This window comes from Streptomyces sp. NPDC023723 (assembly GCF_040639815.1).
Classification (GTDB): Bacteria; Actinomycetota; Actinomycetes; order Streptomycetales; family Streptomycetaceae; genus Streptomyces.
Genome location: NZ_JBFAAP010000026.1, coordinates 31,865 through 57,007 on the forward strand (window position 1 = coordinate 31,865; position 25,143 = coordinate 57,007).

25 protein-coding genes and 1 pseudogene are annotated in these 25,143 nt (G+C 74.5%); 7 read left to right on the top strand and 19 right to left on the bottom strand.

Going from position 1 to position 25,143, the window contains the following annotated elements; genetic code table 11:
• Positions 1 to 59: 59 nt before the first annotated feature.
• Genes AB0G32_RS24695 through AB0G32_RS24730 form a run of 8 tightly spaced genes read right to left on the bottom strand, consistent with a single transcriptional unit; the run spans position 60 to position 7,566 of the window.
• Positions 60 to 1,424 carry an FAD-binding oxidoreductase gene (locus tag AB0G32_RS24695; protein ID WP_361167160.1) on the bottom strand — a complete coding sequence of 455 codons (1,365 nt, stop codon included), beginning with the start codon at positions 1,422 to 1,424 and terminating at the stop codon, positions 60 to 62.
• The gene (locus AB0G32_RS24700) at positions 1,421 to 1,978 is read right to left on the bottom strand and encodes a flavin reductase family protein (protein WP_361167163.1); all 558 of its coding nucleotides are present in this window, start codon (positions 1,976 to 1,978) and stop codon (positions 1,421 to 1,423) included. Before AB0G32_RS24700 ends, AB0G32_RS24695 begins: the two co-directional genes overlap by 4 nt.
• On the bottom strand, positions 1,950 to 2,417 hold the full coding sequence (locus AB0G32_RS24705; protein WP_361167166.1) for an aromatase/cyclase: 468 nt from the start codon (positions 2,415 to 2,417) through the stop codon (positions 1,950 to 1,952). Before AB0G32_RS24705 ends, AB0G32_RS24700 begins: the two co-directional genes overlap by 29 nt.
• A gap of 38 nt (positions 2,418 to 2,455) precedes the next feature.
• Positions 2,456 to 3,730 (bottom strand): aminotransferase class III-fold pyridoxal phosphate-dependent enzyme, encoded by a 1,275-nt coding sequence (locus AB0G32_RS24710; protein ID WP_361167169.1) that lies wholly within the window; start codon positions 3,728 to 3,730, stop codon positions 2,456 to 2,458.
• Entirely contained in the window at positions 3,727 to 4,854 is a 1,128-nt protein-coding gene (locus tag AB0G32_RS24715; RefSeq protein WP_361167172.1) for an SDR family oxidoreductase, read from the bottom strand. Before AB0G32_RS24715 ends, AB0G32_RS24710 begins: the two co-directional genes overlap by 4 nt.
• 57 nt (positions 4,855 to 4,911) lie before the next feature.
• Positions 4,912 to 6,048, bottom strand: a complete 1,137-nt coding sequence (locus AB0G32_RS24720) for an acyl-CoA dehydrogenase family protein (protein ID WP_361167175.1) — start codon at positions 6,046 to 6,048, stop codon at positions 4,912 to 4,914.
• Between the two features lie 56 nt (positions 6,049 to 6,104).
• On the bottom strand, positions 6,105 to 7,073 hold the full coding sequence (locus AB0G32_RS24725) for a DUF2156 domain-containing protein (protein ID WP_361167178.1): 969 nt from the start codon (positions 7,071 to 7,073) through the stop codon (positions 6,105 to 6,107).
• The gene (locus AB0G32_RS24730) at positions 7,057 to 7,566 is read right to left on the bottom strand and encodes a hypothetical protein (protein WP_361167181.1); all 510 of its coding nucleotides are present in this window, start codon (positions 7,564 to 7,566) and stop codon (positions 7,057 to 7,059) included. The genes AB0G32_RS24725 and AB0G32_RS24730 overlap by 17 nt, the downstream gene beginning before the upstream one ends.
• Positions 7,567 to 7,815: 249 nt before the next feature.
• Here AB0G32_RS24730 and AB0G32_RS24735 point away from each other — a divergent pair, with 249 nt between their 5' ends.
• From AB0G32_RS24735 to AB0G32_RS24745, 3 genes are all read left to right on the top strand, one after another.
• Complete coding sequence (locus tag AB0G32_RS24735) at positions 7,816 to 9,396, top strand: alkaline phosphatase D family protein (RefSeq protein WP_361167184.1); 1,581 nt, start codon at positions 7,816 to 7,818, stop codon at positions 9,394 to 9,396.
• Positions 9,397 to 9,566: 170 nt separating this feature from the next.
• On the top strand, positions 9,567 to 10,829 hold the full coding sequence (locus tag AB0G32_RS24740; RefSeq protein ID WP_361167187.1) for a GNAT family N-acetyltransferase: 1,263 nt from the start codon (positions 9,567 to 9,569) through the stop codon (positions 10,827 to 10,829).
• Between the two features lie 90 nt (positions 10,830 to 10,919).
• Entirely contained in the window at positions 10,920 to 12,608 is a 1,689-nt protein-coding gene (locus AB0G32_RS24745) for a DUF885 domain-containing protein (protein WP_361167190.1), read from the top strand.
• Positions 12,609 to 12,618: 10 nt separating this feature from the next.
• Here the strand turns inward: AB0G32_RS24745 and AB0G32_RS24750 are convergent.
• From AB0G32_RS24750 to AB0G32_RS24760, 3 genes and pseudogenes are all read right to left on the bottom strand, one after another.
• Positions 12,619 to 12,699 (bottom strand): annotated as a pseudogene (locus AB0G32_RS24750) (3-ketoacyl-ACP reductase); the annotation flags it as partial.
• A 122-nt stretch (positions 12,700 to 12,821) separates the two neighbouring features.
• Positions 12,822 to 13,337 (bottom strand): immunity 21 family protein, encoded by a 516-nt coding sequence (locus AB0G32_RS24755; RefSeq protein WP_361167193.1) that lies wholly within the window; start codon positions 13,335 to 13,337, stop codon positions 12,822 to 12,824.
• A 21-nt stretch (positions 13,338 to 13,358) separates the two neighbouring features.
• Complete coding sequence (locus tag AB0G32_RS24760; protein WP_361167196.1) at positions 13,359 to 13,808, bottom strand: rhodanese-like domain-containing protein; 450 nt, start codon at positions 13,806 to 13,808, stop codon at positions 13,359 to 13,361.
• A gap of 120 nt (positions 13,809 to 13,928) precedes the next feature.
• Here AB0G32_RS24760 and AB0G32_RS24765 point away from each other — a divergent pair, with 120 nt between their 5' ends.
• Complete coding sequence (locus AB0G32_RS24765; RefSeq protein WP_361167199.1) at positions 13,929 to 14,375, top strand: Lrp/AsnC family transcriptional regulator; 447 nt, start codon at positions 13,929 to 13,931, stop codon at positions 14,373 to 14,375.
• A 12-nt stretch (positions 14,376 to 14,387) separates the two neighbouring features.
• On the opposite strand, the gene AB0G32_RS24770 is transcribed toward AB0G32_RS24765, so the two are convergent.
• From AB0G32_RS24770 to AB0G32_RS24785, 4 genes are all read right to left on the bottom strand, one after another.
• Entirely contained in the window at positions 14,388 to 17,378 is a 2,991-nt protein-coding gene (locus AB0G32_RS24770) for an SMC family ATPase (protein WP_361167202.1), read from the bottom strand.
• Complete coding sequence (locus AB0G32_RS24775) at positions 17,375 to 18,538, bottom strand: exonuclease SbcCD subunit D (RefSeq protein WP_361167205.1); 1,164 nt, start codon at positions 18,536 to 18,538, stop codon at positions 17,375 to 17,377. The genes AB0G32_RS24770 and AB0G32_RS24775 overlap by 4 nt, the downstream gene beginning before the upstream one ends.
• Before the next feature lie 97 nt (positions 18,539 to 18,635).
• Positions 18,636 to 19,262 (bottom strand): YigZ family protein, encoded by a 627-nt coding sequence (locus tag AB0G32_RS24780; RefSeq protein ID WP_361167208.1) that lies wholly within the window; start codon positions 19,260 to 19,262, stop codon positions 18,636 to 18,638.
• A gap of 30 nt (positions 19,263 to 19,292) precedes the next feature.
• Positions 19,293 to 20,006 carry a hypothetical protein gene (locus AB0G32_RS24785; protein ID WP_361167211.1) on the bottom strand — a complete coding sequence of 238 codons (714 nt, stop codon included), beginning with the start codon at positions 20,004 to 20,006 and terminating at the stop codon, positions 19,293 to 19,295.
• Between the two features lie 119 nt (positions 20,007 to 20,125).
• On the opposite strand from AB0G32_RS24785, the gene AB0G32_RS24790 reads away from it, so the two are divergent.
• On the top strand, positions 20,126 to 20,548 hold the full coding sequence (locus AB0G32_RS24790) for a CoA-binding protein (RefSeq protein WP_361167364.1): 423 nt from the start codon (positions 20,126 to 20,128) through the stop codon (positions 20,546 to 20,548).
• Positions 20,549 to 20,555: 7 nt separating this feature from the next.
• Entirely contained in the window at positions 20,556 to 21,767 is a 1,212-nt protein-coding gene (locus tag AB0G32_RS24795; protein WP_361167214.1) for a 4-hydroxybenzoate 3-monooxygenase, read from the top strand.
• Between the two features lie 7 nt (positions 21,768 to 21,774).
• Here AB0G32_RS24795 and AB0G32_RS24800 read toward each other — a convergent pair whose 3' ends face one another.
• The 3 genes from AB0G32_RS24800 to AB0G32_RS24810 all read right to left on the bottom strand — a co-directional run bounded on the left by AB0G32_RS24800 (position 21,775) and on the right by AB0G32_RS24810 (position 23,757).
• Entirely contained in the window at positions 21,775 to 22,332 is a 558-nt protein-coding gene (locus tag AB0G32_RS24800) for a YbaK/EbsC family protein (RefSeq protein ID WP_361167217.1), read from the bottom strand.
• Positions 22,333 to 22,352: 20 nt separating this feature from the next.
• Positions 22,353 to 22,925, bottom strand: a complete 573-nt coding sequence (locus AB0G32_RS24805) for an XRE family transcriptional regulator (RefSeq protein ID WP_361167220.1) — start codon at positions 22,923 to 22,925, stop codon at positions 22,353 to 22,355.
• Positions 22,926 to 22,992: 67 nt separating this feature from the next.
• On the bottom strand, positions 22,993 to 23,757 hold the full coding sequence (locus AB0G32_RS24810) for an acyltransferase (protein ID WP_361167223.1): 765 nt from the start codon (positions 23,755 to 23,757) through the stop codon (positions 22,993 to 22,995).
• A 108-nt stretch (positions 23,758 to 23,865) separates the two neighbouring features.
• Between AB0G32_RS24810 and AB0G32_RS24815 the strand changes: the two genes are divergently transcribed.
• Positions 23,866 to 24,396: a gamma carbonic anhydrase family protein gene (locus AB0G32_RS24815; protein ID WP_361167227.1), complete on the top strand. Its 531-nt coding sequence runs from the start codon at positions 23,866 to 23,868 to the stop codon at positions 24,394 to 24,396.
• Between the two features lie 67 nt (positions 24,397 to 24,463).
• Here the strand turns inward: AB0G32_RS24815 and AB0G32_RS24820 are convergent, their stop codons facing one another.
• Positions 24,464 to 25,102, bottom strand: a complete 639-nt coding sequence (locus AB0G32_RS24820; protein ID WP_361167230.1) for a DedA family protein — start codon at positions 25,100 to 25,102, stop codon at positions 24,464 to 24,466.
• Between the last annotated feature and the right edge of the window lie 41 nt (positions 25,103 to 25,143).

Consider the following 25,143-nt stretch of genomic DNA (forward strand, 5'->3'; position numbering starts at 1 on the left):
CTTCCTCTGGGGACGGAGAACCATGACATACGGGGATCAGCCTGCCGTGCGCGGTGGCGTCAGCACGCGCGGCGCGTGACGAGCCCCTGCGTGTCCACGTAGGTGCGCAGCAGGCTCCGGGCCGGGCCGCGCACCGGCAGGCGGGGGGCGCGGGAGCGGTGCCAGGGCAACGGGTCGCCGGGGTCCGGGTCGCCGAGCAGGGCGCCGGCCACGTGCGCGCCGTGCGCGACGGACAGGGCGAGGCCGTGGCCGCAGCAGCCGCCGATGTACCAGACGTCGGGGAAGCCGTCGACCGGCCCGACCACCGGCAGGTCGTCGCCGGTCATGCCGATCCGGCCGGACCAGCGGTGGGTGACGCGGACCTGGGCCAGCTCGGGGTGGAGGGAGCGCAGCCACCCCTCCAGCCAGGCCCAGGCGCGCTCCCCGCGGGCCCGCAGCCGGGGTTCGCCGAGCCCGGCCGGGACGGTCACGGTGCCGCCGCCGGCCACCACGCCCCGGTCGGGCAGCAGCCGGAAGTACGGCGCCATGGGCACCGCGTCGATCACGGCGTACCCCGCGCGCCCGCCCAGTGCCTCGTACGCCGGGGCGCTCAGCGGCGCGGTGGCCACCGCGTACACCTCCAGCGGCAGGACGGTGCCGACCGGCAGGCCCACCGACTGGGCGGCGGAGTTGACCGCGAGGACCGCCTGACCGGCGTAGAGGCGGCCCTGCGGGAAGACCAGCTCGGGGCCGACCAGTTCGCCGGGGTGGACGGCGAGCAGCGGGCTGTCGCCGTAGAACCGGACGCCCTTGGCGGCGCAGGCGCGGGCCAGGGCGCAGGTCAGCGCGGCCGGGTCGAGGGTGGCGGCGGGGCGGTGCAGGAGGCCGGCGGTGTAGGGGACGCCGACCCGGTCGCGCAGGCCGGCCGCGGACAGCACCGGTACGTCCAGGCCGAGCGCCCGGCAGGCGCGGGCCTGGCGGGCGAGCGCCACCAGGCCGGCCGGGGAGCGGGCGGCCACGATCTGCTCGCCGGGCCGCAGTCCGCAGGGCACGTCGAGCCGGCCGCACAGGTCGAGGACGTCCTGTACGGCGCGGACGCTGGCCTGGTGCATCCGGCGCGCGGTGTCGGGGCCGAACCGGCGCACCGCGCGGTCGACGGCCGGCCCGGCGCGGGGGCCGAGCAGGCCGGTGCCCCGGCCGCTGGCCCCGGCGGCCGGGCCGCGCGCGTCGACCACCGCGATGTCCAGGCCGGGGGCGCGTTCGGCCAGGTGGTAGGCGCAGGCCAGGCCCGCCAGGCCGGCTCCGACCACGGCCACGTCCGCGGTGACCACGCCGTGCAGCTGGGGCTGCGCGGGCAGTTCGGCCAGGTCCCAGCAGGGGGTGCCGGACGGCGGGCCGGTGGTCCGGAGCCGACTCGCCGAGGGGGCGGAGCGGGGCTCGTTCACGCGGTGCCGTCCGGAGCCGGTTCGGTCAGCGCCCCGAAGCGCCGGTCGTGCCACAGCAGCGGCCGGCCGCCGCCCACGTGCACGGCCGCGACCCGGCCGACGACCAGGTGGTGGTCGCCGTAACGGCGCACGTCCTCGGTCAGGCAGACCGACCAGGCGAGCGCGCCGGCCAGCACCGGCACGCCGAGCACCTGGCGGGTGTCGGTGCCCGCGAACCGTTCGGCGGCGGTGGTGCTGGGGGAGGCGAACCGGGCGGCCAGCTCCTGCTGTTCCTCGCGCAGCAGGTGCACGGCGAAGGCGCGCCGGGAGCGGACCGCGGCCAGCGTGCGGGAGCCGTCGCGCAGACAGGCCAGCAGCATCGGGGGGCGGGCGGAGAGCGAGGTGACGGCGGAGACGGTCATGCCGAGCGGGCCGGCCTCGCCGCGCGCGGTCACCACGGTCACGCCCGCGGCCAGTTTGGCGTACAGCCCCAGGCAGCGGGCGGCGCCCGGGCCCGGTTCGGTGCGCAGCAGCGGGTCGGCGCGGTCAGCCACGGCCTGTGGCGGCGCGCTCATCGGTCACCTCCGCTCCCAGCAGGCCCTTGACGATCTCCCCGATGAGCTGGCGCAGGGTGGCTTCGGCGACCGGGTCGAGCATCTCGGCGAGGCTCGGGATGCCCAGGTCGAACTCGGCGGTGAAGACGACCCGGGTGCCGGGGCCGTGCGGCTCGCAGCGCCAGCTGCCGGAGAAGCTCTGGAAGTCGCCGCTGGTCTGCTCGAAGACGATGGAGTGGGTGTCCGGGTGATAGGTGTCGCGTTCGCGCCAGCGCATCAGGCCGCCGCGGAAGACCACGGCCCAGTCGGAGACGGTGGAGCCGTCCGGCATTGGCTCCTCGACCCGGACCTCGCGGACGGTGTCGGTGAACTCGGGGTAGCGGCGGAAGTCGCTGATCCGGCGGTATGCCTCGGCGGGTGCCACGGCGTCGGTGAGCGCGTGCAGCTGTACTTGGGGCATGAGGGGGTCCTCTCCGGTGTGTTTCTCGTGGCTGGTGGTCAGCCGGCCATGCGGGCGGCGGTGCTGCCGAGGGCGTCGGCGAGGGTGGTGAGGAACAGGTCGAGCGCGGTGTCGTCCACCACGGCGGGCGGGGTCAGCCGCAGGACGTGGGTGGAGTTGAGGGAGTGGTTGATGAGCACGCCGCGGCCGATCAGCTCCAGCAGCAGTTCGCCGACCGCCTGTTCGCGGTCGAACTCGATGCCGATCAGCAGGCCCCGGCCGCGCACCTCGCGCACCAGGGCGTCCTGGTAGGGCGCGCACACCTGGCGGACGCCGGCCAGCAGGCGCCGGCCGAGCGCGGCGGCCCGGGCCACGGTGTCCTCCCGGTCCATCGTCTCGACGGTGGCGAGCGCGGCCGCGCAGGCCAGCGGCGAGGCGCCGAAGGTGGAGGTGTGCAGGTAGGGGTCGCGGCTGAACGGGCCGTACGCCTCGGCGGTGGCGACCATCGCGGCGACCGGCACGACGCCGCCGCTGAGGCCCTTGCCGACCAGCATGATGTCCGGGCGGACGCCCTCGGCGTCGATGCCCCACCAGGTGCCGAGGCGGCCCATGCCGGTCTGGATCTCGTCGACGATCAGCAGGGCGCCGTAGGTCCGGCACAGGTCGGCGACGCGGGTGAGGTAGCCGGGGCCCGGGATGCGGACGCCGCCCTCGCCCTGGACGGGTTCGAGGATCACGCAGGCGGTGTCGCGGCGGGCGGCGAGGGCCTGTTCGAGGTCGGCGGGATCGTCGTAGGCGACCTGGGTGACGTCGGGGATCAGCGGCTGGAACGGGGTCTGGTAGGTGTCGTTGGCGGTGACGCTGAGGGCGCCGAGGGTCTTGCCGTGGAAGCCCTTGCGCATGGTGATCACGGAGTTGCGGCCGTTCGCGCGGGCCAGTTTGAGGGCGGCCTCGGTGGCCTCGGCGCCGGAGTTGACGAAGTGGACGTAGTCGAGGCCGGGCGGGGTGTGCGCGGCCAGCGCCCGGGCGGCGCGGGCGGCCACCGGTTCCAGGAAGACCCGGCTGGACAGCGGGTGGCTGTCGATCTGCCGGTGGACGGCCTCGGTGACGGCGGGGTGGCGGTGGCCGAGCAGGAAGACGCCGTAGCCGCCGAAGTTGAGGAAGCGGCGGCCGTCGTCGGCGTGGATCCAGGGGCCCTCGGAGCGGATCTCGGCCATGCCGCCCATCACCCGGCCCATGACGGCGCGGCCGGAGCCGATGTGCTTGAGGTAGAGGTCGACGACGTCCTCGTCGGTGTCGGCCGGGAGGACGGGAGCAGGGGGCGATACGGTCATGAGGCCACCTCCGTGGGGGTCTGCGCGGTGGGCCGGCGGCGCGCGGTGGAGCGGGCGGACCGGTCGTCGGACCAGCGCTCCAGGTTGCGGACCAGGGCCGCGCGGATGTCGGCGTGGGTCGGGCGGCTGCCGCAGTCCGGCTCGCCGAGGGAGCTGTCGAAGGGCAGTTCGCGCTGGAAGACCAGCAGCATCTCGGCGTAGTACCGGAAGCGCTGGCGGACCGAGCCGGACAGCGCGGTGCCCGCCAGCATCGGCAGCAGCAGCCGGTGCACCGTCTCGACCGGGATCAGCCGGGGGCGCGGCGGCCGGGGCAGGCCGAGGCGGACGGCGAACTCGGCGCAGGTGTCGGCGATCTCCCGCAGTTCGACCGCTTCCTTGCCGGCCGTGAGCCAGTACTCGCCGCTGCCGACGCCGCCGCGCACCAGGGCGCCGATGGCGCGTGAGACGTAGTCCTGCGGCACCATGTCGATCCGTGCCTCGGGGGCGCCGGGCAGTACCGGGACCTGGCCGAGCACCATCGCGCCGATCGTCTTGGTCAGGCCCTGCTCGTCGGCGATCCGGCCGGTGACCGAGTCGCCCATGACGACGGAGGGGCGGACGATGGCGCCGGGCACGCCGGAGTCCCGGGTCAGCTGCTCGGCGCGGGCCTTGGAGTCGAGGTAGGCGGCGGCGCCCGGGAAGCGCCGCCGGTCCTCCTCGGACGGCGTGTTCGCCACGAACGCGGTGCTCACCAGGTAGAACGGGGCGTCGGCGCGGGCGGCGAGGTCCAGCATGCTGTCGGTGCCGAGGGTGTTGGTGCGGACGATCTCCTCGGGCGGCAGGTGCCAGTTGGTGGCGGCGCCCGAGTGGATCACCACGTCGACCCGGAGGGCGAGTTCGTACCAGGCGCGGGGGCTGAGGCCGAGGCGCGGGGCGCGCAGGTCGCCCTCGATCTGCCGGATCCGCGGGTCGCCGAGCGAGCGGTTGCGGCGCAGGCAGAGCAGGTCGTAGTCGGGCGCGAGTTCGTCGATCAGCGCTCGTCCGAGCACGCCGGAGCCGCCGGTGAGCAGCAGGGTGGGGCGGGTGCCGCGCGGGCTGGGCAGGGCGCTGAGCGAGGGAGTGGGACGCGAGAGGTCTCGCGGCATGGTCGGGCTCCAAGGTCGGGTCGGTCGGGCGCTCGCGACGGGCCGGGCCGCGGCCGGTCAGGCGATGGTCAGCGGCCGGTCCGCGAGGTACGCCGAGAACGGGCCGGTCATCCGGGTGCGGGCCGGCGGGTGCAGGGCCAGGCCGTTGGCGCTGGCCGCCAGGTGGCCCACCTCGTCGGAGGTCATGAAGTTGAGGCCGCCGAGCAGTTCGACCGCGCGCGGCACGATCCGGCCGAGGGCGTCCTGCACGCCGTAGCGGGTGTACAGCGCCTGGGCGAGCGCCGATTCGCCGAGGTCTCCGGAGTCGATCCGGCGGGCGACGCCCTCGGCGGTGGCCATCGCCGCCTCCGTCTCGACGAACAGCCGGACCCGCTCGTGCTCCGGGATGCGGTCGTTGAGCAGCACCCGCTCCACCAGCGCGCTGGCCGCGCCGAGGTAGCTGCCGGTCATCAGTACCTGGAACCAGATCAGTCCGGCGGTCTGGAGTTCGTCGAGGTTCTCCCCCGCGGCCGTGGCGGCGGTGCGCAGCATGAGCTCCGGCGGGACCAGCACGTCGGTGAGGGTGACCTGTTCGCTCTCCGCGCCGGCCAGGAAGGCGCTGGACCAGAAGCCGCTGACGGACAGCCCGGCGCTCTCGGCGGGCACCAGCGCGATGGCGAGTTCGTCGCCCTTGCCGTCCTCGCGCGGGATCAGCACGCTGGCGGTGAGGATGTCCATCGAGTGGGCCAGGCTGCACGGGCGTTTGACGCCGTTGACCCGGATGCCGTCCGGGGTGACCTCGGCGGTCATCGACGGGTCCAGGATGCCGGTGCCGGCCCGGCCCTCGGCGAACCCGGAGGCCATGATCCGGTTGTCGGCCGCGACGCCCTCGATGAGCATCCACTCCAGGCCGTCGCCGAGGCCGCCGAGGCCGACCAGCGTGGCCATGGAGAAGTGGTGCATGGTGGTGGCCACCGCCAGGGACGGCGAGCGGCTGCCGATGGCCCGCTGGACGCGCAGCGCGTCCAGGGCGGTGGCGCCGCGCCCCCGGTGGGACTCGGGGACCAGCAGTCCCGGGCCGCCGCTGTCCCGGAACAGCCCGATGCCCGGGCTGCCCGGCCGCTCCAGCTCCATCAGCGGTGTCTCGCGCAGCGCCGGGTCGAGGTCCGGCAGCAGTTTGGCGAGGGTGGTGCGTTCGCGCTCTAGGAATCGCATGGACGTGCGGTCCTCCAGGATCGTTCAGGATCGTTGGCCGGATCGGTGGATGCGGCTCAGACGGCGTTGGTGGCGCGCAGCAGTTGCCAGACCGCACCGGGGCGGGGCCGGCCGCGGAAGGCGATGTACTCCGGGAGGACCTCGTGCGGAGCCCACTTCTGCTTGTATTCGAGCTGGGAGGCGGCGGGGTAGATGACCTCGCCGTGCTGCGCCAGCCAGTGCGCGAAGCGGGTGAACAGCGGGCCGGCGGCGGGCAGTTCGTGACTCGGGTCGAGTCCGGTGAACGGGGTGAAGCCGAAGTGCAGCCAGGCGGCGCCCTCCTCGACCAGCCGTTCCATGACGGTGGCGTTGACGGCCTCCATCACCCCGGGCGGCGCGTCCGGCCGCCGTCTGCTGAGGTCGTGCAGCCAGCCGGGGCGGCTGCCGTAGACCGGGGAGTAGTTGATGTAGCCGACCACCTCGCCGTCGATCCGGCCGGCGAAGAGCCGCCGGTGGCGTTGCAGCCCGCCGGTGCGCTGGCCGACGAGGAACCGCAGTTCCTTGACGTGCCGGCCCTTCTGCCGCAGCCAGATCCCGTCGATGCGGTCCAGCTCGGCTTCGACGCGGTCGTCGCCGGCCTTGACCTCGACGACCTCCAGACCGGCCCGCCGGGCCCGGGAGATCTTGTTCCGCAGCCGGACGAAACGGGAGCCGCGCAGGGTGAAGCGGGACAGGTCGACGGCGTAGGAGGCGCCGATCTGGTTGACCGTGAAGCCGCCCGCCGCGTACAGCTCGGCGTCCGCCCGCTGCAACTGGATGGCGACCAGCCGCCGCCCGGCGTGCGCCACGAACGCCTCCAGCAGCCGGGCCCGGTGCTCGGGCGCCGTGAAGGGCCCGCCGAACTGCAGGACGTACCGGCCCGACTTCCGGTAGGCGCAGGCGCCGTCGAACCGGTCGTCGCGGAAGTACTCGTTTCCGCTGTTGAGAGCCAGGAAGGAACTCGGGTTGTCGCTGTGCGCGGCGAGGGTGTCAAGCACGGACGGCATGCGTGCCCTCCTCGGACGGGTCGGAGGCGGACTCGGACGAATGGCCGGGGAACACCGGGCGGCGCCGTTTCTCGAATTCCGCGAATTCCGGGTCGGCGGCCGGTTCGAAGGAGACGCCGAAGGTTTTCAGGGAGTTCCCGAAGAGGGCGCGGTCGCCCATGAGGTGGATCGGCAGGGCCAGCAGGGCCCACTCGGGCCGCACGAACAGCGCCCAGGCACCGGCGATGACACCGGCCGTGACCAGGCTGTGCATCGTGTTGTAGGCGACGTAGTAGCCGCGCGCGACGCGCTGGTCGGGGCTGCGCCGGTAGGCGATCGCGCCGGGCAGGTAGCCGATGACGTCGATCACCGCGAACAGCAGCACGAAAACAGCCCATCTGATGTCCGTGCGGTGCTGGAAGGCGAGTACGAGCGAGACTGCCAGAAAGGCCAGCCATTCGAGTCGGGAGAGGGCGAAGGTGGTTTTCGTCTCGAACCGGTTCTTGGCGTCCACGGGCGCTCCAGGATTGCGCGGAGATGGCGCGTACGAATTCCGGGGCCGGGCAACAGCCTGCCCCCTCGCTGTGGTCTGTCACTTCTGTTTACGCGCTTTCGGCGCCAACCCCTCGTACCGCACAGGTGACTTGGGTGCTGTCACCCGCCGCAAGCGTGTCCGCTGTTCATCTCGGGTTTGCGTGCGCGCCGTCGCGTCCCAGTAGGTCTGGCGGTGCCCGATCAGTCCCTTCGCCTGGAGGCCGTATCCATGTCACCCCGTCCGCTTCCCGGCCGCCGCAGCGTGCTGCGCGGTTCCCTGGCCGCCTCGGCGGCGCTCACCCTGCCCACCGCGCTCGGCGCGGCACCGGCCTTCGCCCGCTCCGGGCGGCCGGGCGCCGGCTGGGGCGTGCAGGCGGGCGACGTGACCGCGGACTCGGGCCTGGTCTGGGTACGGTCCGACCGGCCGGCCCGCATGATCGTGGAGACCTCCGCGACCGAGTCGTTCCGCAACCCGCGCCGCTGGCAGGGCCCGCTGCTGGGCTCCGGCACCGACTTCACCGGCACCACCCGGGTGCGCGGGCTGCCCGCCGGTGAGCAGATCCACTACCGGGTGCTGCTGGCCGACCCGGACGACCCGCGGCGCACCGGCGAGCCGGTCGCCGGCACCTTCCGGACCACCTCCGCCAGCCGCCGCGACGGGGTGCGCTTCGTGTGGTCCGGCGACCAGGCGGGCCAGGGCTGGGGCATCAACCCGGACATCGGCGGCTACCGCATCTACGACGCGATGGGCCGGCTCGACCCCGACTTCTTCCTGTGCAGCGGCGACAACATCTACGCCGACGGACCCATACCGTCGACCCAGGCGCTGCCCGACGGCAGCACCTACCGCAACCTCACCACCGTGGAGAAGTCCAAGGTGGCCGAGACGCTGAACGAGTTCCGCGGCGCCTTCCGCTACAACCTGCTCGACGACAACCTGCGCCGGTTCAACGCCCAGGTCCCGTCGATCATCCAGTGGGACGACCACGAGGTGCGCAACAACTGGTACCCGGGCGAGGTCATCACGGACAGCGCGTACACGGTCAAGGACGTGGACGTGCTCGCCGCCCGGGCCCGGCGCGCGTTCGCCGAGTACTTCCCGGTCTCCACCCTGAAGCCGGGCGCCCGACAGGGGCGAGTGCAGCGCGTGCTGCGCCAGGGCCCGCTGCTCGACGTCTTCGTCCTGGACATGCGGACCTACCGCAACGCCAACTCCGCCGACGACCAGACCACCGACCCGCAGGGCATCCTGGGCCGCGAGCAGCTGGAGTGGCTCAAGCGGGAGCTGTCCCGCTCGCGCGCGGTGTGGAAGGTGATCGCGGCCGACATGCCGATCGGTCTGGTGGTGCCGGACGCCACCGAGGGGAAGGCCAACTTCGAGGCCGTCGCGCAGGGCGACCCGGGCGCTCCGCTCGGCCGTGAGCTCCAGATCGCCGAGCTGCTGCGGTTCGTCAAGCACCGGCGGATCACCGGCACGGTGTGGCTGACCGCCGACGTGCACCACACCTCGGCCCAGCACTACCAGCCGTCGAAGGCCGCGTTCACCGACTTCGAGCCGTTCTGGGAGTTCGTCTCCGGGCCGCTGAACGCGGGCGCGTTCCCGGCCAGCGCGCTGGACGGCACCTTCGGCCCGGAGCGGGTCTTCGTGAAGGCGCCGACCGCGTCGAACGTCTCGCCCGCCGAGGGCTACCAGTTCTTCGGCGAGGTCGACATCGACGGCGACAGCGCCGAGATGACGGTGCGGCTGCGGGAGCAGGACGGCACCGTGCTGTTCACCAAGGTGCTCCAGCCGGGCCGGGTGGGGCAGTAACTCCCGTACTCTGTAGGGGTGTCGCGCACTGGAGTCATCCCCCGGTGCGCGACCCCGCAGGTCGGGACCGGAGCAAGAGAGCGTCCCGCAAAAACCGGGCAAAAGCACTCTTTACCCATCGGACACAAGGCGTTCGTGATCACGCAACACCGTTCCTTCACAGTGGCTGCATGAGTCGAGACATGTCCCACGCGGCACACCACACCGAGCAGAACCCGCCCGCCCCCCGCCGCAAAGCGGTGGCCAACCTGTGGACACGCTGGTCACGCCGCCACGGTCACGCACCGCCGCCGGACGATGCCGGCGCCCGGCCGCCGTCCGAAGCCGGCGCCGAGGTCGCGCCCGGCATCGAGGACAGCGTGCTGTGGCGGATGCGGACCACGGTGCGCGACGAGCCCGGGTCACTGGCCGCGCTGTGCACGGCCCTCGCCGGACTGCGGGTGGACATCCTCAGCCTCCAGACCCACCCGCTGGCCGACGGCACGGTGGACGAGTTCCTGCTGCGCGCGCCGGGCGCGCTGGCCGTCGCCGACCTGCGCGGGGCGGTGACGGCCGCCGGCGGCAGCGCCACCTGGTGCGAGCGGGCCGACGCGCACGACCTGGTCGACGCCCCCACCCGGGTGCTGGGCCTGGCCACCCGCACCGCCGTGGACGCCGCCGAACTCCCGCTGGCGCTACGTCAGCTGCTGGGCCGCTGCACGATCCGCTCACTGCCCGCCCCGGCCGCGGCCGAGGTCCCCGCGGAAGGTGTCCTGGAGGAGACGGGGATGCGGCTGCGCGCCCCGGAGGGCGGCGTGCTCAGCATCGAGCGGCCGTATCTGCCGTTCACCCCGACCGAGTTCGCCCGCGCCCGGGCCCTGGTCGAGCTGGACGCCCGGCTCGGTCCCCGGGTGCCGCGCGGCCAGGACGTACTGACGCTGTCCGCGGGCGACGACATCACCGTCGGCCGGGCCGGCACCGGTGACCTGGAAGCGGCGAAGGCGATGCACGGCCGGTGCTCCGCGGAAACCCTCCGGCTGCGCTACCACGGCCCGGTCGGCGACGCGGACCGCTACCTCAACCACCTCCTCAGCCCCCGCTACGGCCGCACCCTCGCCGTGCGCACCGCCACCGGCCGGATGGTCGGCCTCGGCCACCTGCTGTGGGACGGCGACGAGACCGAGGTCGCCCTGCTCGTCGAGGACGCCTGGCAGCGCCGCGGCATCGGCGCCGAACTCCTCGGCCGGCTCGTGACGATGGCCGCCGAGACCGGCTGCGAGTCCGTCTACGCCGTGACCCAGGCGTCCAACACCGGCATGGTCACCGCCATGCGCGGCCTGGACCTCCCCCTCGACTACCAGATCGAGGAGGGCACCCTGGTCATCACGGCCCGCCTGGACGGCGCCCCGGTCGCGGGACGGCGGCCCCGCGGGGAGCGGATCGGCCGGGAGTAGCGCCACGCCGTGAGCGAAATCGGACCGGTGGCGCGCCCGGCCCGTTTTACCGGGCTGACGCGGCACCGGCATCCGTACGAGGATGTCCGCATGTCAGACACACAGAGCCCGCTGCCCCGCGAGGTCGCCGACGCCTACGTCGACGAGCTCATCGCCCTCGACCCGGTCACCGGTACGTATCTGGGCGTACCGGAGAGTTCCAGCCGGCTGCCCGACTTCTCGCCCGCGGGACAGGAGGCCCTGGCCGAGCTGGCGCGGACCACGCTGGTCCGGCTCGACGCGGCGGAACGGCGGCCCGGCGGGGACAGTGACGTGGAGCGGCGCTGCGCCCGGCTGCTGCGCGAGCGGCTGACCGCGGAGCTGGCCGTGCACGAGGCCCAGGAAGGGCTGCGCTCGGTCGGCAACATGGGCACCGCCGCGCACAGTGTGCGGGAGGTGTTCACGGTGACGCCGGCGGAGACCGAGGAGGACTGGGCGCGGATCGCCGAGCGGCTACGCGCGGTGCCGGACGCGCTGGCCGGTTACCGCGCCTCCCTCGCGCTGGGCCTGGAGCGCGGGCTGCGCGCCGCGCCGCGGCCGACCGCCACCTTCGTCGGACAGCTCGGCGAGTGGGCGGACACCGGCGCGGGCCGCGGCTGGTTCGAGGACTTCGCGGCCGCCGGGCCCGAGGCGCTGCGCGCGGAGCTGGACGCGGCGGCCCGGGCGGCGACCGGGGCCGTGGTGGAGCTGCGGGACTGGATGCGGGACGGGTACGCGCCCGCCGTCGAGGGCGCGCCGGACACCGTCGGCCGGGAGCGGTACGCCCGCTGGGCGCGCTACTACAACGGCACCGATCTGGACCTGGACGAGGCGTACGCCTACGGCTGGGCCGAGTACCACCGGCTGCTGGCCGAGATGCGGACGGAGGCGGCGAAGGTGCTGCCGGGGGCGGCGACGCCGTGGGAGGCGCTGGCCCACCTCGACGAGCACGGACGGCACATCGAAGGCGTCGACGAGGTCCGCGAGTGGCTCCAGGGCCTGATGGACCGGGCCATCGAGTCGCTGGACGGCACGCACTTCGAACTGGCCGAGCGGGTCCGCAGGGTGGAGTCGCGGATCGCGCCGCCCGGCAGCGCGGCGGCGCCCTACTACACCGAGCCGTCGGAGGACTTCTCCCGGCCGGGCCGCACCTGGCTGCCGACGATGGGGCAGACCCGTTTCCCGGTCTACGACCTGGTCTCCACCTGGTACCACGAGGGCGTGCCGGGCCACCATCTCCAGCTCGCGCAGTGGACACATGTCGCCGGCGACCTCTCCCGCTACCAGGCGTCGGTGGGCATGGTCAGCGCCAACGCCGAGGGCTGGGCGCTGTACGCGGAGCGGCTGATGGACGAGCTGGGCTTCCTCACCGACGCCGAGACCCGGCTCGGGTACCTGGACGCGCAGATGATGCGGGCGGCCCGGGTCATCGTCGACATCGGCATGCACCTGGAGCTGGAGATCCCGGCCGACTCGCCGTTCCACCCGGGTGAGCGGTGGACGCCGAAGCTGGCGCAGGAGTTCTTCGGCGCGCACAGCAGCCGGCCGGCCGACTTCGTGGAGAGCGAGCTGACCCGCTACCTGACGATCCCGGGCCAGGCGATCGGCTACAAGCTCGGTGAGCGCGCCTGGCTGCTGGGCCGGGAGAAGGCCCGCGCGCGGCACGGCGCCGCGTTCGACCTCAAGGCGTGGCACATGGCCGCGCTGTCGCAGGGCTCGCTGGGCCTGGACGACCTGGTGGACGAACTGGCACGGCTGTGACGGCGGGGGCGCCCTCGCTGTCGATGACCTGACCGGTGATCCAGTCCGCCTCGTCCGTGGCCGGCCACGCGATGAGGCGGGCCGGGTCGTCGCACACGGACATCTCGCGGCATCGCCCCGCGCCGGTCGGTCAGCCGGTCGGTCCGTCCCATCGGTGTGCCGGTCCGATCGGCCCGTCGGGCAGCCGGTCGGTCAGTCCATCGGTGAGGACCTTCAGGCCGTCAGCTGACGCAGTTGCACCAGGGCCAACCAGGTTTCCGGGCCGGGCCGGGTGTGGGCCGTGCGGACGGCGTACCGGCCGGGTGCCAGGGGGACGCGGACGTGGTCGGTGCGCTCGCAGGCGCCGCCCGGCCAGGCCGCGTCGAACAGCACCACCGGGCCGGGGACCCGCCAGCTCGTCTCCGGGCCCCACTCGGCGGTGCGGAGCGCCTCGGGCACGCCGGCCAGGAGCTCCCGTTCGTCGTTGCCCGCGCACCAGCGGACGAAGGTGCCGTGCTCGGGCAGGAACGCGGTCGCTGCGGGTTCGTCGCCGAGGACCAGGGCCGTGCTGTCGCCGACCGGGAGGAACCCGGCCTGTCCGTCGACCTCGCAGGCCCGGTCGTAGTCGGAGGCGGTCTCCTCGCCGTCGGCGCCGGCCCAGAACGGCAGGACCGTCTCCGGTACCGCTATGAGCGGCCCGCCGCCCGACTCGACCCAGTTCACCGTGCCCGGCTCCGCGTATCGCACCATGCGGCAGAACCTACACGTCCGTCAACAGCCGCAGTCCGCCGCGTCCGTGGGAGCGGTGAGCCCGTCCGCGGCGCGGCGTTCGGTGCCCTCCCAGGTCTCGTACCCGGGCCCCTCCCGCACCCAGTACTCGAAGCCGCCGAGCATCTCCTTGACCCGGTAGCCGAGTTCGGCGAGGGCGAGGGCGGAGCGGGTGGCGCCGTCGCAGCCGGGGCCCCAGCAGTAGGTGACGACGGGGACGTTCCGGTCGAGGAGCCGCTCGGCCTGTTCGGCGACCAGCGCGGTCGGCAGGTGGACGGCGCCGGGCACATGGCCCTGGTCCCAGGACGCGGTGGACCGGGAGTCCACCACCACGAACCCCGGGTCGCCGCCGGCCGCGAGCGCGGCGCCCACGTCGGCCACGTCGGTGTGGAAGGCGAGGCGCGAACGGAAATAGGCGGCGGCCTCGGCGGGCGGGGCGGGGGTGACGGTCATGATCCGGCCTTCCTCGATGAGTTCCTGACCGGAAATCTACGGGTGCCGGGCCCCTCCCAGAAGGCGTGATCCCCGGCCTGTGGCTTGCCCGGCCGGGGATTCCCCTGCTATTTCTGCCGCATGACCGTGTATTCCCCGGACGCCACCGACTGGCGCATTCTGGACGTCCTCCAGCGGGAGGGCCGGGCGAGTTTCGCCGAGCTGGCCCGGGCCGTCTCCATGTCCGCGAGCGCGGTGACCGAGCGGGTGCGCCGGCTGGAGGAGGCCGGTGTCATCCAGGGGTACGCGGCCGTCGTCGACCCCGACCGGCTGGGCCTGCCGATCCTGGCCTTCGTCCGGCTGCGCTACCCGACCGGCAACTACAAGCCGTTCCACGACCTGGTCGCCGTCACCCCCGAGATCCTGGAGGCGCACCACGTCACCGGCGACGACTGCTTCGTCATCAAGGTCGCGGCCCGTTCGATGCGGCACCTGGAGGAGGTGTCCGGGCGGATCGGCGCGCTCGGCTCGGTGACCACGAGCGTCGTCTACTCCTCACCGCTGCCCCGCCGCCCGGTGGGCCGCTGACGCCGCCGCCCGTCACACCTCCCGCTGCCGCAGCCCCGACCCGGTACGGGACTTGACCACCTCCAGCTGGGCGTGCACGCGCCGTCTGAGGTCGGCGACATGGCTGACGATGCCGACGCTGCGGTCCCGTTCGCGCAGCGAGTCCAGGACGTCCAGGACCTCGTCGAGGGTCTGGTCGTCGAGGCTGCCGAAGCCCTCGTCGATGAACAGCGTGTCCAGGCGGACCCCGCCGGTCTCGTCGGTGACGACGTCGGCGAGGCCGAGGGCGAGGGCGAGGGAGGCGAAGAAGGTCTCACCGCCCGACAGCGTCGCCGTGTCCCGCTCCCGGCCGGTCCAGGCGTCCACGACGTGCAGGCCGAGGCCGCTGCGGCCGCGCCCGGCCCGGTCGTCGGAGTGCACCAGGGTGTAGCGCCCGGCGGACATCCGCCGCAGCCGTACCGTCGCGGCGGCGGCGACCTGCTCGAGGCGGGCCGCCAGGACATACGCCTCCAGCCGCATCCGGCGTTCGTTGTCCGCCGAGGTGCCCGCGGCCAGGCCGGCCAGCCGGGCCACCCGGTCGTACTCCTCGCGCAGCGGGGCGAGCCGGCGGGCCGCGGCGGTGGCCCGCGCGGAGAGCCGGTCGAGTTCGGCGCAGCGCCGGGCGGCGGCGTCCCGCGCGGAGGCGGCCTCGCGCAGCCGCCGGACCGCCGCCTCGGCCGCCGCCTCCGCCGCCCCGACGTCGGCGGCGGGCAGGTGCGCGGCGGCGGCCGTGTCCTCCTCGGCGAGCATCGCGCGTACCGCGGCCTGCTCCGCCTGCCAGGCGTCGAGCCGCCCTTGCAGTTCCCGGTGGGCGGCGTCGTCCAGCAGCGCGGCGGCCGCCGCCCGCGGGGTGTCGAACCCGGCGCGGAAGGCCGCGTCGGCGAGGCGCGCGTCGGCGTCCTTCCGCCGCCGCGCCGCGTCCTCGGCGGCCCGGGCGGTGTCGGCGGCGTCGGTGAGCAGGGCGGCCCGCCGCTCGCACTGGGCGGCCCGCGCGGCCACGCTGGCGGCCTCGCCGCGCACCCGCGCGACGTCCTCCTCCAGTACCGCCCGTTCACGCTCCAGCCGCTCCCGGCGGCCGACCCGGGCGGCGCCGCGGACGGCGGCCTCGCGCTGCGCGGTGATCCGCTGCTCGCGCTCCGCCTCCGCGCGGCGCAACCGCTCCTGCGCGGCGTGCACTGCGGAGGCGGCGGCCCGGGCGTGCGCGTACGCCCGCTCGATCTCCGCGGTCTCCTCGGCCAGCCGCCCGGTGGGGGTGTCGCCCGCCTCGGCGGTGGCGGCGGCGAGCGCCTCCCGTACGGTGCCGAGCCGCCGTTCGGCCTCGGCGCGGTCCTCCTCGGCCCGCTGGTAGGCGGTGAGGGCGCGCTCCTCGGCCGCCCGGTCGACGTGTCCGGCGTCCTTGCGGGCGGGGGCGGGGTGTTCGGTGGCGCCGCAGACGGCGCAGGGGGCGCCGGCGGTGAGACGGGCGGCGAGTTCGGCGGCGATGCCGTCGAGGCGCTGTTCCTTCAGGTCGAGCCAGTGGGCGCGGGCGACGGCGGCCCGGTCGGTCGCGGCGAGGGCGGCCCGCTGGGCGTCGTCCGTGTCGCCGGCGAACTGGTCGCGCTGCCGGGCGGCGCGCAGCCGGCGCTGGGCGTGCCCGCGTCGTTCGGCGAGCTGGTCCGCGCGGGAGGCGGCCTCCTGCGCGGACTCGACAGCCGACCTGAGCGTCTCGCGGGTGTCGTCCCAGCCCGCGAGCCAGCTCTCCGCCTCCGCCAGCAGGTCGTCGTCGGCGCGCTCATCGCGGTCGAGGTCCGCGCGCTCGGCGACGAGCGAGTCCAGCCGCTGTTCGGCGCGGCGGGCCGACTCCAGCCGGCCCAGTTCCTCGGCGGCCCGGCGGGCGGCGGCGGCCAGCCCGGCGGCGCCGGACTCGGCGTGGCCGTCCGGCAGCAGGGCCCGTGCGCGGGCCTCGGCCCCGCTCGCCCGGCGGTGCTCGGCCTCGGCGGCGTCCCGCAGCTCCAGCGCGGGGGCCACCGTCTCCGCCTTGCGGGCCCGCGCCATCCGGGCCTCGGCCTCGCGGTGGTCGTCGGCCCGCTCGGCCAGCCGCGCCGCCCGTGCCCGCGCCTCGGCGAACCGGCGCTGCAACCGGTCGTGTTCCCGGGCGCCGGCCAGCTCCCGTTCGGCGGCGGCCCGGGCGGACTCGGCGGCCGTGAGCCGGCAGCGGGCGACGGCGAGCTGCTCCCGCGCGGTGCCGCGGGCGACGGCGGCGGCGCCGAGTACGGCTTCGGCCAGGCCCGGCTCCCCCGGTGCCGTATCGGGCAGTTCCATGGCGTCGCCGGCGGCCTGCTGCATGCGGTGGGCGTCGGCGAGCAGCGCGCTGTCGCCGTCGCGCACCTGGGCCTCGGTGGACCGCCGCCGCTCGGCGAGCCGCTTCTCGGCCTCCGCGAACCGCTGCGTGTCGAAGAGGCGGCCCAGCAGCTTGCCGCGCGCCTCGGCGTCGGCGCGCAGGAACCGCGCGAAGTCGCCCTGCGGCAACAGCACCACCTGGCAGAACTGCTCCCGGCTCATCCCGAGCAGCTGGGTGATCTCCTCACCGATCTCCTGGTGCGATCGGCTGAGGTCCTTCCAGCCGCCGGTCACCGGGTCGTACTCCCGCAGCCAGGTCTGCGCCTTGTCGACCGTGGTGCCCGCGCCGCGCTTCTTGGCCCGCTGCCAGGGCGGCTGCCGGGTGATCTCCAGGCGGCGGCCGGCCACGGTGAGGTCGAGCCGGACCTCGGTACGGGTGCCGGGGGCGGCGTGGTCGCTGCGCAGCCCGATGCCCTGGCCGCTCTGCCGGGCGCCCGGCACCGAGCCGTACAGGGCGTAGCACACGGCGTCCAGGACGGAGGTCTTGCCGGCGCCGGTGGGTCCGTGCAGCAGGAACAGGCCGGCCGCGGACAGCGCGTCGAAGTCGACGCGCTGTGCGGTGCCGAAGGGTCCGAACGCGGTGATGTCCAGCCGGTGCAGCCTCACCGCGCCACCTCCCGTACGGTCGCGTCCGCGCGTACGGCGTCGAACGCGTCCCGCAGGACGGCCCGTTCGGGTGCGTCGGGTCCGGCGCCGCGCACATGGGCGACGAAGTCCTCCGCGATCTCCTGGTCGTTGCGCCCGGCCAGTCGCCGCGCGTACGACACGTCCGGATCGTCCGGCGGCCGTTCGGGATCGAAGACGAGGCTGAGCGTGTGCGGGAACCGCTCGCTCAGCCGCGCCATGGGGTCGGCGGGCCGGACCGGGTCGGTCAGCGTCGCCTCGACCCACGCCTCCTCGTGCGGGGTCAGCCCGGGGTCGGCGAGCAGCTCCTCCAGCGGGCCGCGCAGCCGGGCCAGCGGCCGCGGCACCGGACAGTCGAGCCGCTCGGCGGCGACCGCCCCGTCGCCGTCCAGGTCGATCAGCCACATGCTCTTGCGGTGCGTCGCCTCGGAGAAGGAGTACGGCAGCGGGGAGCCGGAGTAGCGGACGCGCTCGGTGAGGGTCTGGCAGCCGTGCAGATGGCCGAGCGCCACGTAGTCGACGCCGTCGAACACCCCGGCGGGCACGGCGGCGACCCCGCCGACCGTGATGTCCCGTTCACTGTCGCTCGGGCTGCCCCCGGTGACGAAGGCGTGCGCGAGGACGACGGACCGGGTGCCCGGCGCCCGGCCCGCGAGATCGGCGCGGACCCGGTCCATGGCGGCGCCGAGCACCTCCTCGTGCCCGGCCCGCGCCACCCCGAACTCGTCCCGCACCAAGGCCGGTTCGAGGTACGGCAGCCCGTAGAAGGCCACCGGCCCGGCGGCGTCCGCCAGCAGCACCGGGGTCCCGCACTCGGCGGGTGCGGTCCGCAGATGTATCCCGGCCCGGTCGATGAGCCCGGCGCCGACCCCGAGCCGCCGGGCGGAGTCGTGGTTGCCGGAGATCATCACCGTGGGCACCCCGAGGGCGGCGAGGCGGTGCAGGGCGTCGTCGAACAGCTCGACCGCGGCCAGCGGCGGCACCGCCCGGTCGTACACGTCTCCCGACACGACCACGGCGTCGACGGCGTGCTCGCGCACGGTGTCGACGAGGTGGCCGATGAACCCGGCCTGGGCACCGAGCATGTTCACCCGGTGAAAGGCCCGGCCGAGGTGCCAGTCGGAAGTGTGCAGCAGTCTCATGCTCCCCGACATTAACGGCCGGGTCTGACAGCACGTTCGGTTACTCCCGTTTCGCCCCGCCCGAGGCGGGCATTAAGCGAACTTTGCCCGCTTTGCCTCACGTATCTCCATAGGACTCGCCGCCGAGTTCGAACCCGGCCGTCCCGGCGGTCGCGTCCGCCAGCCAGGCCCTGAAGGCGGGCACGTCGGCGTCCGGCAGTCCGATCTCGATGGTGACGGCCTCGCCGTAGCGCACGTCGCGCACCGTGCGTCCGGTGGCGCGCAGCTCGTGCTGGAGTTTGCCGGCCCGCTGGTGGTCGACGGTGACGACGGCCAGCCGGAACCGCCGCCGGGTCACCGTCCCCACGGCGTCCAGCGCCTCCCCGACCGCGCCCCCGTACGCCCGGATCAGCCCCCCGGCCCCCAGCTTGACGCCGCCGTAGTAGCGGGTGACGACGGCGACGACGTACCGCATGTCGCGCCGCAGCAGCATCTGGAGCATGGGCATTCCGGCGGTGCCCCCGGGCTCCCCGTCGTCGCTCGCGCGCTGCACGGCGGCGTCGGCGCCGATGACGTACGCCCAGCAGTTGTGGGTGGCGTCCGCGTGCTCCTTGCGCACGGCCGCGACGAAGTCCTGGGCCTCCTGCTCGCCGCCGGCCGGGGCGAGCGCGCACAGGAAGCGCGAGCGGTTGATCTCGGTCTCGTGCACACCCGCGCGGGCGACGGTGCGGTACTGGTCCTGCATCGGGTCAGCCTAAGTGCTCGCCGTCCGGCCCTACCCGGAGCCCAGGTCCCGGACGAGGTGCAGGCCGAGGAACCGGTCGGCGTAGGCGTACGTCTCGAAGCGGGCGCCGTCCGGCAGTCCGGAACCGGTCGCCACCTCGCGCAGCACCCGCAGCACGGCGGGCGCGTCGAGGTCGTCCTCCCACGCGGCGCGCAGCTCGGCGCGGACGTCCTCCGGGACCGGGCGCGAAGGCTGCCGCGCCCAGTCGGCCACCGCGCGGCGATGCCGCCGCAGGGTTTCCCGGGCGTCGTCCAGGGCCGCCGCGTCGAGCCGTACCGCCTCGCCCCGGGGCCGGGCGAGCAGGGCCAGCCGCAGGGCGTAGGGGTCGGCGGCGCCGCTGTCCAGGTCGTCGACGGGGGCGACGCTCACCAGGACGCCGTCGGGAGCCGTGCCGCCCTCGGCGACGACCTGGACGGCCCGCGCCTCGCCCGGCCCGGCGCCGGCGTCCCGGCCGTCCTCCAGGGGGTGCGTGCCGAGGGCCGCGGCGTCCGCCCGCAGCTCCGCCTCCTGACGGCCGCCGGACAGCAGCGCCCACACGGGCGTACCGCCGAGTTCCAGCGCGCGCACGAGCAGATCGGTGACGAGCAGCACGCGCAGCGCGGTGGCGTCACGCCGCGCCACGTGCGCGTGCACACGGGTCAGGCCCCGGCGGGCGGGGGCGGCTGCGACCGTTTCGCCGGTCCGGGCGTCGGTGATGCGGAGCACGGTGCGAGCCTAGGGCCTGTCCGCCGCCGCGGCCGGACGGCACGGGAATCTCCGTCCGCCGTGATCCGTTGTGCGGTATGGAACCGGTCCAGGAAGTCGGGGAGTGCGAGGAGAGCGGCATGTACGGCGACGAGGCAACCGTCCGCAGGATTCTCACCGGGACCGGTGGCACCTGGGCGGTGGTGGGACTCTCCGCCAACCAGCGGCGGGCCGCCCACGGGGTCGCGGCGGTGCTCCAGCGGTTCGGGAAGCGGATCGTGCCGGTGCACCCGAAGGCCGAGACGGTGCACGGCGAGCCGGGGTACGCCTCGCTCGCGGACATTCCCTTCGACGTGGACGTGGTCGATGTCTTCGTCAACAGCGAGCTGGCCGGGGCGGTCGCCGACGAGGCGGTCGCCAAGGGCGCACGAGCGGTGTGGTTCCAGCTCGGAGTGGTCGACGAGGCGGCGTACGAGCGGACCCGGGGCGCCGGGCTCGACATGGTGATGGACCGCTGCCCGGCGATCGAGATACCTCGCCTGGGACAGCGCCCGCCGTCATAATGCGCGGGTGACCACCTCATCGTCGCGCCCCGCCGAGCGTTTCCCGGTCGTCGTCGTCGGCGCCGGTCCCGCCGGGCTCACCGTGGGCTGTGTGCTGCGGGCCGCCGGGGTGGACTGTCTGGTGCTGGAGGCCGAGAGCCGGCGGTCCGTCGAGCAGCGGCCGCGGGCCGGGGTGATCGAGGAGTGGGCGGTGCGCGGGCTGGAGCGGCGCGGGCTGGCCGGGCGGCTGCTGGAGCGGGCGCAGCGGCACACCGAGTGCGAGTTCCGGTTCGGCGGGGAGCGGTACCGGTTCCGGTACCGCGAGCTGACGGGGCGTCACCACTGGGTGTATCCGCAGCACTTCCTCGTGACCGACCTCGTGCGGGAGTACGTGGACGTGCGGGGCGGCGCGGTGCGGTTCGGGGTGCGGGACGTGCGGCTGCGCGGCCTGGACAGCGAGCGGCCCGCGGTGTCGTACACCTGCGCCGGGACCGGTGAACGCCGGGTGGTGGAGTGCGCGTTCGTCGCCGGGTGCGACGGGGCGCGCGGGGTGACGCGGGCCGCGGTGCCGGCCGGGCGGCTGCGGATCGCGCGGTTCGACTACGGCATCGGCTGGCTGGCGCTGCTCGCCGAGGCGCCGCCGTCGGCGAGCAGCGTGGTGTTCGGGATGCACCCGCGCGGGTTCGCCGGGCACATGCAGCGCAGCGCCGACGTCACCCGGTACTACCTCCAGTGCCCGCCGGGCGACGATCCGGCGAACTGGTCGCACCAGCGGGTGTGGGACGAGTTGCGGGAGCGGCTGCGCGCGGCGGACGCGCCGCCGCTGAACGAGGGGCGGCTGATCGAGAAGCGCGTCCTCGACATGCACAACTACGTGGTCGAGCCGATGGTGTCCGGGCGGCTGTTCCTGGCCGGGGACGCCGCCCATCTCACCGCGCCGATCGCCGCGAAGGGCATGAACCTCGCCCTGCACGACGCCTTCCTGCTGGCCGACGGGCTGGTCGCGCGGCTGACCAGAGGGGACGACGGCGTCCTCAACGGGTACTCCGACCGCTGTCTGGAACGCGTCTGGGACTACCAGGAGTTCAGCGGCTGGCTGTCGGAGGTGTACCACGGCACGGCGTCGGGCGACCCGTACCGGGCGGGCGGCGCGCTCGCCCGGCTGCGCCGGCTGTTCGACTCCCCGGTCGCCGCGGCGGCCTTCGCCGAGCAGTACCTCGGCACCCGCACCGGCGAGTAGGGCACGCTCAGGCGACGCCCAGCGCGTCCAGGACGACCGCGCCCGGGAATTCCGCGAACGCCTTGCCGGGCACCAGCAGTTTGCCGCGCCGCCGGCCGCTGCCGACCAGGACGTACGGCAGGTCGACGACGGCGGAGTCCACCAGCAGCGGCCAGTCGCCGGGCAGGCCGACCGGCGTGATGCCGCCGTACTCCATGCCGGTCTCGCCGGTGGCCGTGTCCATCGGGGCGAAGGACGCCTTGCGGGCGCCGAGGTGACGGCGGACCACGCCGTTGACGTCGACCCGGGTGGTGGAGAGCACCAGGCACGCGGCCAGGGTGGCCTCGCCGCCCCGCTTGCCGCTGACGACGACGCAGTTGGCGGACTGCTCCAGCAGGTCGCGGCCGTAGTGCTCGACGAAGGTGGCGGTGTCGGCCCACTCCGGGTCGGTGTCGACGTAGAGGATCTGCTCGGCGGGGACGCCGCCGCGCCAGTGGCGGACCGCGTCGGCGACCGGGCGGGTCAGGTCGTCGAGGCAGTCGGGCGCGGGGGTGGCCCGGTCGAAGTTTCCGATGGGTGGCTGCATGCCCGCACGGTAACAAGGGATCAGCGCACCGGTGGCACCGAGACCGCCATCACCATCTCCATCGGTACGCCGCCCGTGTTGGCGTACGTGTGCGCGGTGTCGGCCGCGAAGGAGGCGCTCGCCCCGGCCGGCACCCGGTACTCCGTGCCGTCCACGGTGATGGTCAGTTCGCCGGCCGTGACGTGCACCAGCTCGACCGTGCCGGCCGGGTGCGGGTCGGAGGGGCTGTGCTCGCCCGGCATCAGCCGCCAGTCCCACATCTCCAGCGGGCCGGGCGCCTCGGTGCCGGCCAGCAGCCGGCTGTAGCTGCCGGCCTCGGTGTGCCAGAGCCGTACCGCCTCGCCGGCGGGGACGACCCGGACCGTGGCGGCCTGCTCGTGGTCGAGCAGGGTGGGGATGCTGACGCCGAGCGCGTCGCCGATCTTGACGACGGTGCCGAGGCTGGGGTTGGTCCGGGCCTGTTCGATCTGGATCAGCATGCCGCGGCTGACCCCGGCCCGGCCGGCCAGGGCGTCCAGGGTGAAGCCGCGCTCGGTGCGCCAGCGTCTGACGTTGCGCGCGAGCGACTGGGTCAGCAGGTCGAGGTCCGACACGTTCCGTCCAGGGTGGTGCGTGGCTGTACCAGTTCGTTCAGTGCACTGTACTGCGGGGCGGGGCCGGTCAGGACTCCGTCTCCAGCCGGGCGAGGTGCGCGACGGCCGCATCGTCGAGGTCCGACAGCGCGCGCAACTGGCCCGGCGTCACCCCGTCCGGGATCGGCACCGGGGCCGGCGTGCGCAGCGGGGGCTGCCAGCCGTCGTCGGGCGTCCAGCGCCGTACGACGCGGGCGGGCGCGCCCGCCACCACGGCGTGGTCGGGCACCGCGCCCCGGACCACGGCGCCGGCGGCCACCACCACGTTCCGGCCGATCCGCGCGCCCGGCAGGATCACCGCGCCGGTGCCGATCCAGCAGCCGGGGCCGATCTCGACCGGCTCCATCCGGGGCCACTGCTTGCCGATGGGCTGGTGCGGATCGTCGTAGGAGTGGTTGGTGGAGGTGACGTAGACGTACGGGCCGAAGTAGCAGTCGCTGCCGATGGTGACGGTGGTGTCGGCGATGACGTGGCTGCCCCGGCCGAGGACGACGCCGTCGCCGAGGCGCAGGATCGGCTCGGGGCCGAGGTCGAGGTCGGGCATCAGACCGGCGGTCAGCGTGACCTGCTCGCCGATGATGCAGTGGGCGCCGAGGTGGATCCAGGGTTCGCCGAAGACCGTGCCGAGCGGGAAGGCGAGCCGGGTGCCGGGGCCGAGGGCGCCGAAGCGGAACCGTCCGGGCTGCTCGGCGGTGACCGAACCGGTGCGCCGCACCCAGGCCCAGCCCGCGTGGACGGCCCGCTGCGCGAGGCGGCGCCCCCAGGACTGATACGTGTTCTCGCGCTTCGGCACCCGCACACGGTACTCAGCGGTCCGCGCGGTGCTGGGCGGGGAGGGCTGTGATCTTCACCCCACCGGGTCGGCTACCGTGCCGGTGACATCACCGACCAGGAGGCGACGATGACGCACAAGGCACTGATCACGGGCATCGGCGGCAGGGAGCCCGAGGTGGACGGGGCGGCGTTCGTGGCGCCGACCGCCTCGGTGATCGGGGACGTGACGCTGCGCGCGGGGGCGAGTGTCTGGTACGGGGCGGTGCTGCGGGGTGACGTCGAGCGGATCACGGTCGGGGCGGACAGCAACGTCCAGGACAACTGCACGCTGCACGCCGACCCGGGCTTCCCGGTCACCGTCGGGGAACGGGTGTCCATCGGGCACAACGCCGTGGTGCACGGGGCGACCGTCGAGGACGACTGTCTGGTCGGGATGGGGGCGACCGTGCTGAACGGGGCGGTGATCGGGACGGGGTCGCTGGTGGCGGCACAGGCGCTGGTGCCGCAGGGGATGGTGGTGCCGGCGGGGGTGCTGGTGGCGGGGGTGCCGGCGAAGGTGCGGCGGGAGTTGACGCGGGAGGAGAAGGAGGGCCTCACCCTCAACGGCACGAGGTATGCCGAGTTGGCGAAGGTGCACCGGGGGGAGCTCGGGGGATGAGGGGGGTTCGCGGGGTGCGGGTGTGAACAGGCGCGTTTGTGGTTGATCGCGCAGTTCCCCGCGCCCCTCAGGGGGTTTCCGCCTCCGCCGCCGCCGGCACAGTCTCCGCCTTCTTCGCCTTCCGCCTCAGCACCAGCATCGAGATGGCGCCGATGAGCACCGCCGCCACCAGGCCCAGCCAGGAGAAGCGCTTGAGCCAGGATTCGGCGACCACGCCGACGTAGTAGATGACGGCGGTGGTGCCGCCGGCCCAGACGATGCCGCCGAGGACGTTGGCGATCAGGAACTTCCAGTACGGCATGTGCAGGACACCGGCCAGCGGGCCCGCGAAGATGCGCAGCAGGGCGATGAAGCGGCCGAAGAAGACCGCCCACATGCCCCACTTGGTGAAGGACCGTTCGGCGGTGGCGACGTGGGCCTCGCCGAAGTGGCGCGGGAACTTCCGGCCCAGCCAGGCCAGCAGTGGCCGGCCGCCCTTGCGGCCGATGGCGTAGCCGATGGAGTCGCCGATCACCGCGCCGGCGGTGGCGCAGGCGCCGAGGATCACCGGGTCGATGGCGCCGTGCTGCGACGACAGCAGGGCCGCCGACACCAGGATGATCTCGCCGGGCAGCGGGATGCCCAGGCTCTCCAGACCGATGACCAGTCCCACCACGGCGTAGACGGCCGCCGCGGGCACGGTGTCGAGCCACTCCTGGACGTGCACTGCCGGCTCCTCGGGGTTTTCGCTCCTGCTGTCCCGGGAAG

Bases quoted from the DNA above. Each gene is read 5' to 3' on its own strand.
- AB0G32_RS24790 (WP_361167364.1), top strand. From the start codon at position 20,126: ATGTACGGCGACGAGGCAACCGTCCGCAGGATTCTCACCGGGACCGGT.
- AB0G32_RS24780 (WP_361167208.1), bottom strand. From the start codon at position 19,262: ATGCAGGACCAGTACCGCACCGTCGCCCGCGCGGGTGTGCACGAGACC.
- AB0G32_RS24705 (WP_361167166.1), bottom strand. From the start codon at position 2,417: ATGCCCCAAGTACAGCTGCACGCGCTCACCGACGCCGTGGCACCCGCC.
- AB0G32_RS24720 (WP_361167175.1), bottom strand. From the start codon at position 6,048: ATGCGATTCCTAGAGCGCGAACGCACCACCCTCGCCAAACTGCTGCCG.
- AB0G32_RS24775 (WP_361167205.1), bottom strand. From the start codon at position 18,538: ATGAGACTGCTGCACACTTCCGACTGGCACCTCGGCCGGGCCTTTCAC.
- AB0G32_RS24710 (WP_361167169.1), bottom strand. From the start codon at position 3,730: ATGACCGTATCGCCCCCTGCTCCCGTCCTCCCGGCCGACACCGACGAG.
- AB0G32_RS24715 (WP_361167172.1), bottom strand. From the start codon at position 4,854: ATGCCGCGAGACCTCTCGCGTCCCACTCCCTCGCTCAGCGCCCTGCCC.
- AB0G32_RS24815 (WP_361167227.1), top strand. From the start codon at position 23,866: ATGACGCACAAGGCACTGATCACGGGCATCGGCGGCAGGGAGCCCGAG.
- AB0G32_RS24735 (WP_361167184.1), top strand. From the start codon at position 7,816: ATGTCACCCCGTCCGCTTCCCGGCCGCCGCAGCGTGCTGCGCGGTTCC.
- AB0G32_RS24800 (WP_361167217.1), bottom strand. From the start codon at position 22,332: ATGCAGCCACCCATCGGAAACTTCGACCGGGCCACCCCCGCGCCCGAC.
- AB0G32_RS24745 (WP_361167190.1), top strand. From the start codon at position 10,920: ATGTCAGACACACAGAGCCCGCTGCCCCGCGAGGTCGCCGACGCCTAC.
- AB0G32_RS24725 (WP_361167178.1), bottom strand. From the start codon at position 7,073: ATGCCGTCCGTGCTTGACACCCTCGCCGCGCACAGCGACAACCCGAGT.
- AB0G32_RS24765 (WP_361167199.1), top strand. From the start codon at position 13,929: ATGACCGTGTATTCCCCGGACGCCACCGACTGGCGCATTCTGGACGTC.
- AB0G32_RS24755 (WP_361167193.1), bottom strand. From the start codon at position 13,337: ATGGTGCGATACGCGGAGCCGGGCACGGTGAACTGGGTCGAGTCGGGC.
- AB0G32_RS24700 (WP_361167163.1), bottom strand. From the start codon at position 1,978: ATGAGCGCGCCGCCACAGGCCGTGGCTGACCGCGCCGACCCGCTGCTG.
- AB0G32_RS24740 (WP_361167187.1), top strand. From the start codon at position 9,567: ATGAGTCGAGACATGTCCCACGCGGCACACCACACCGAGCAGAACCCG.
- AB0G32_RS24760 (WP_361167196.1), bottom strand. From the start codon at position 13,808: ATGACCGTCACCCCCGCCCCGCCCGCCGAGGCCGCCGCCTATTTCCGT.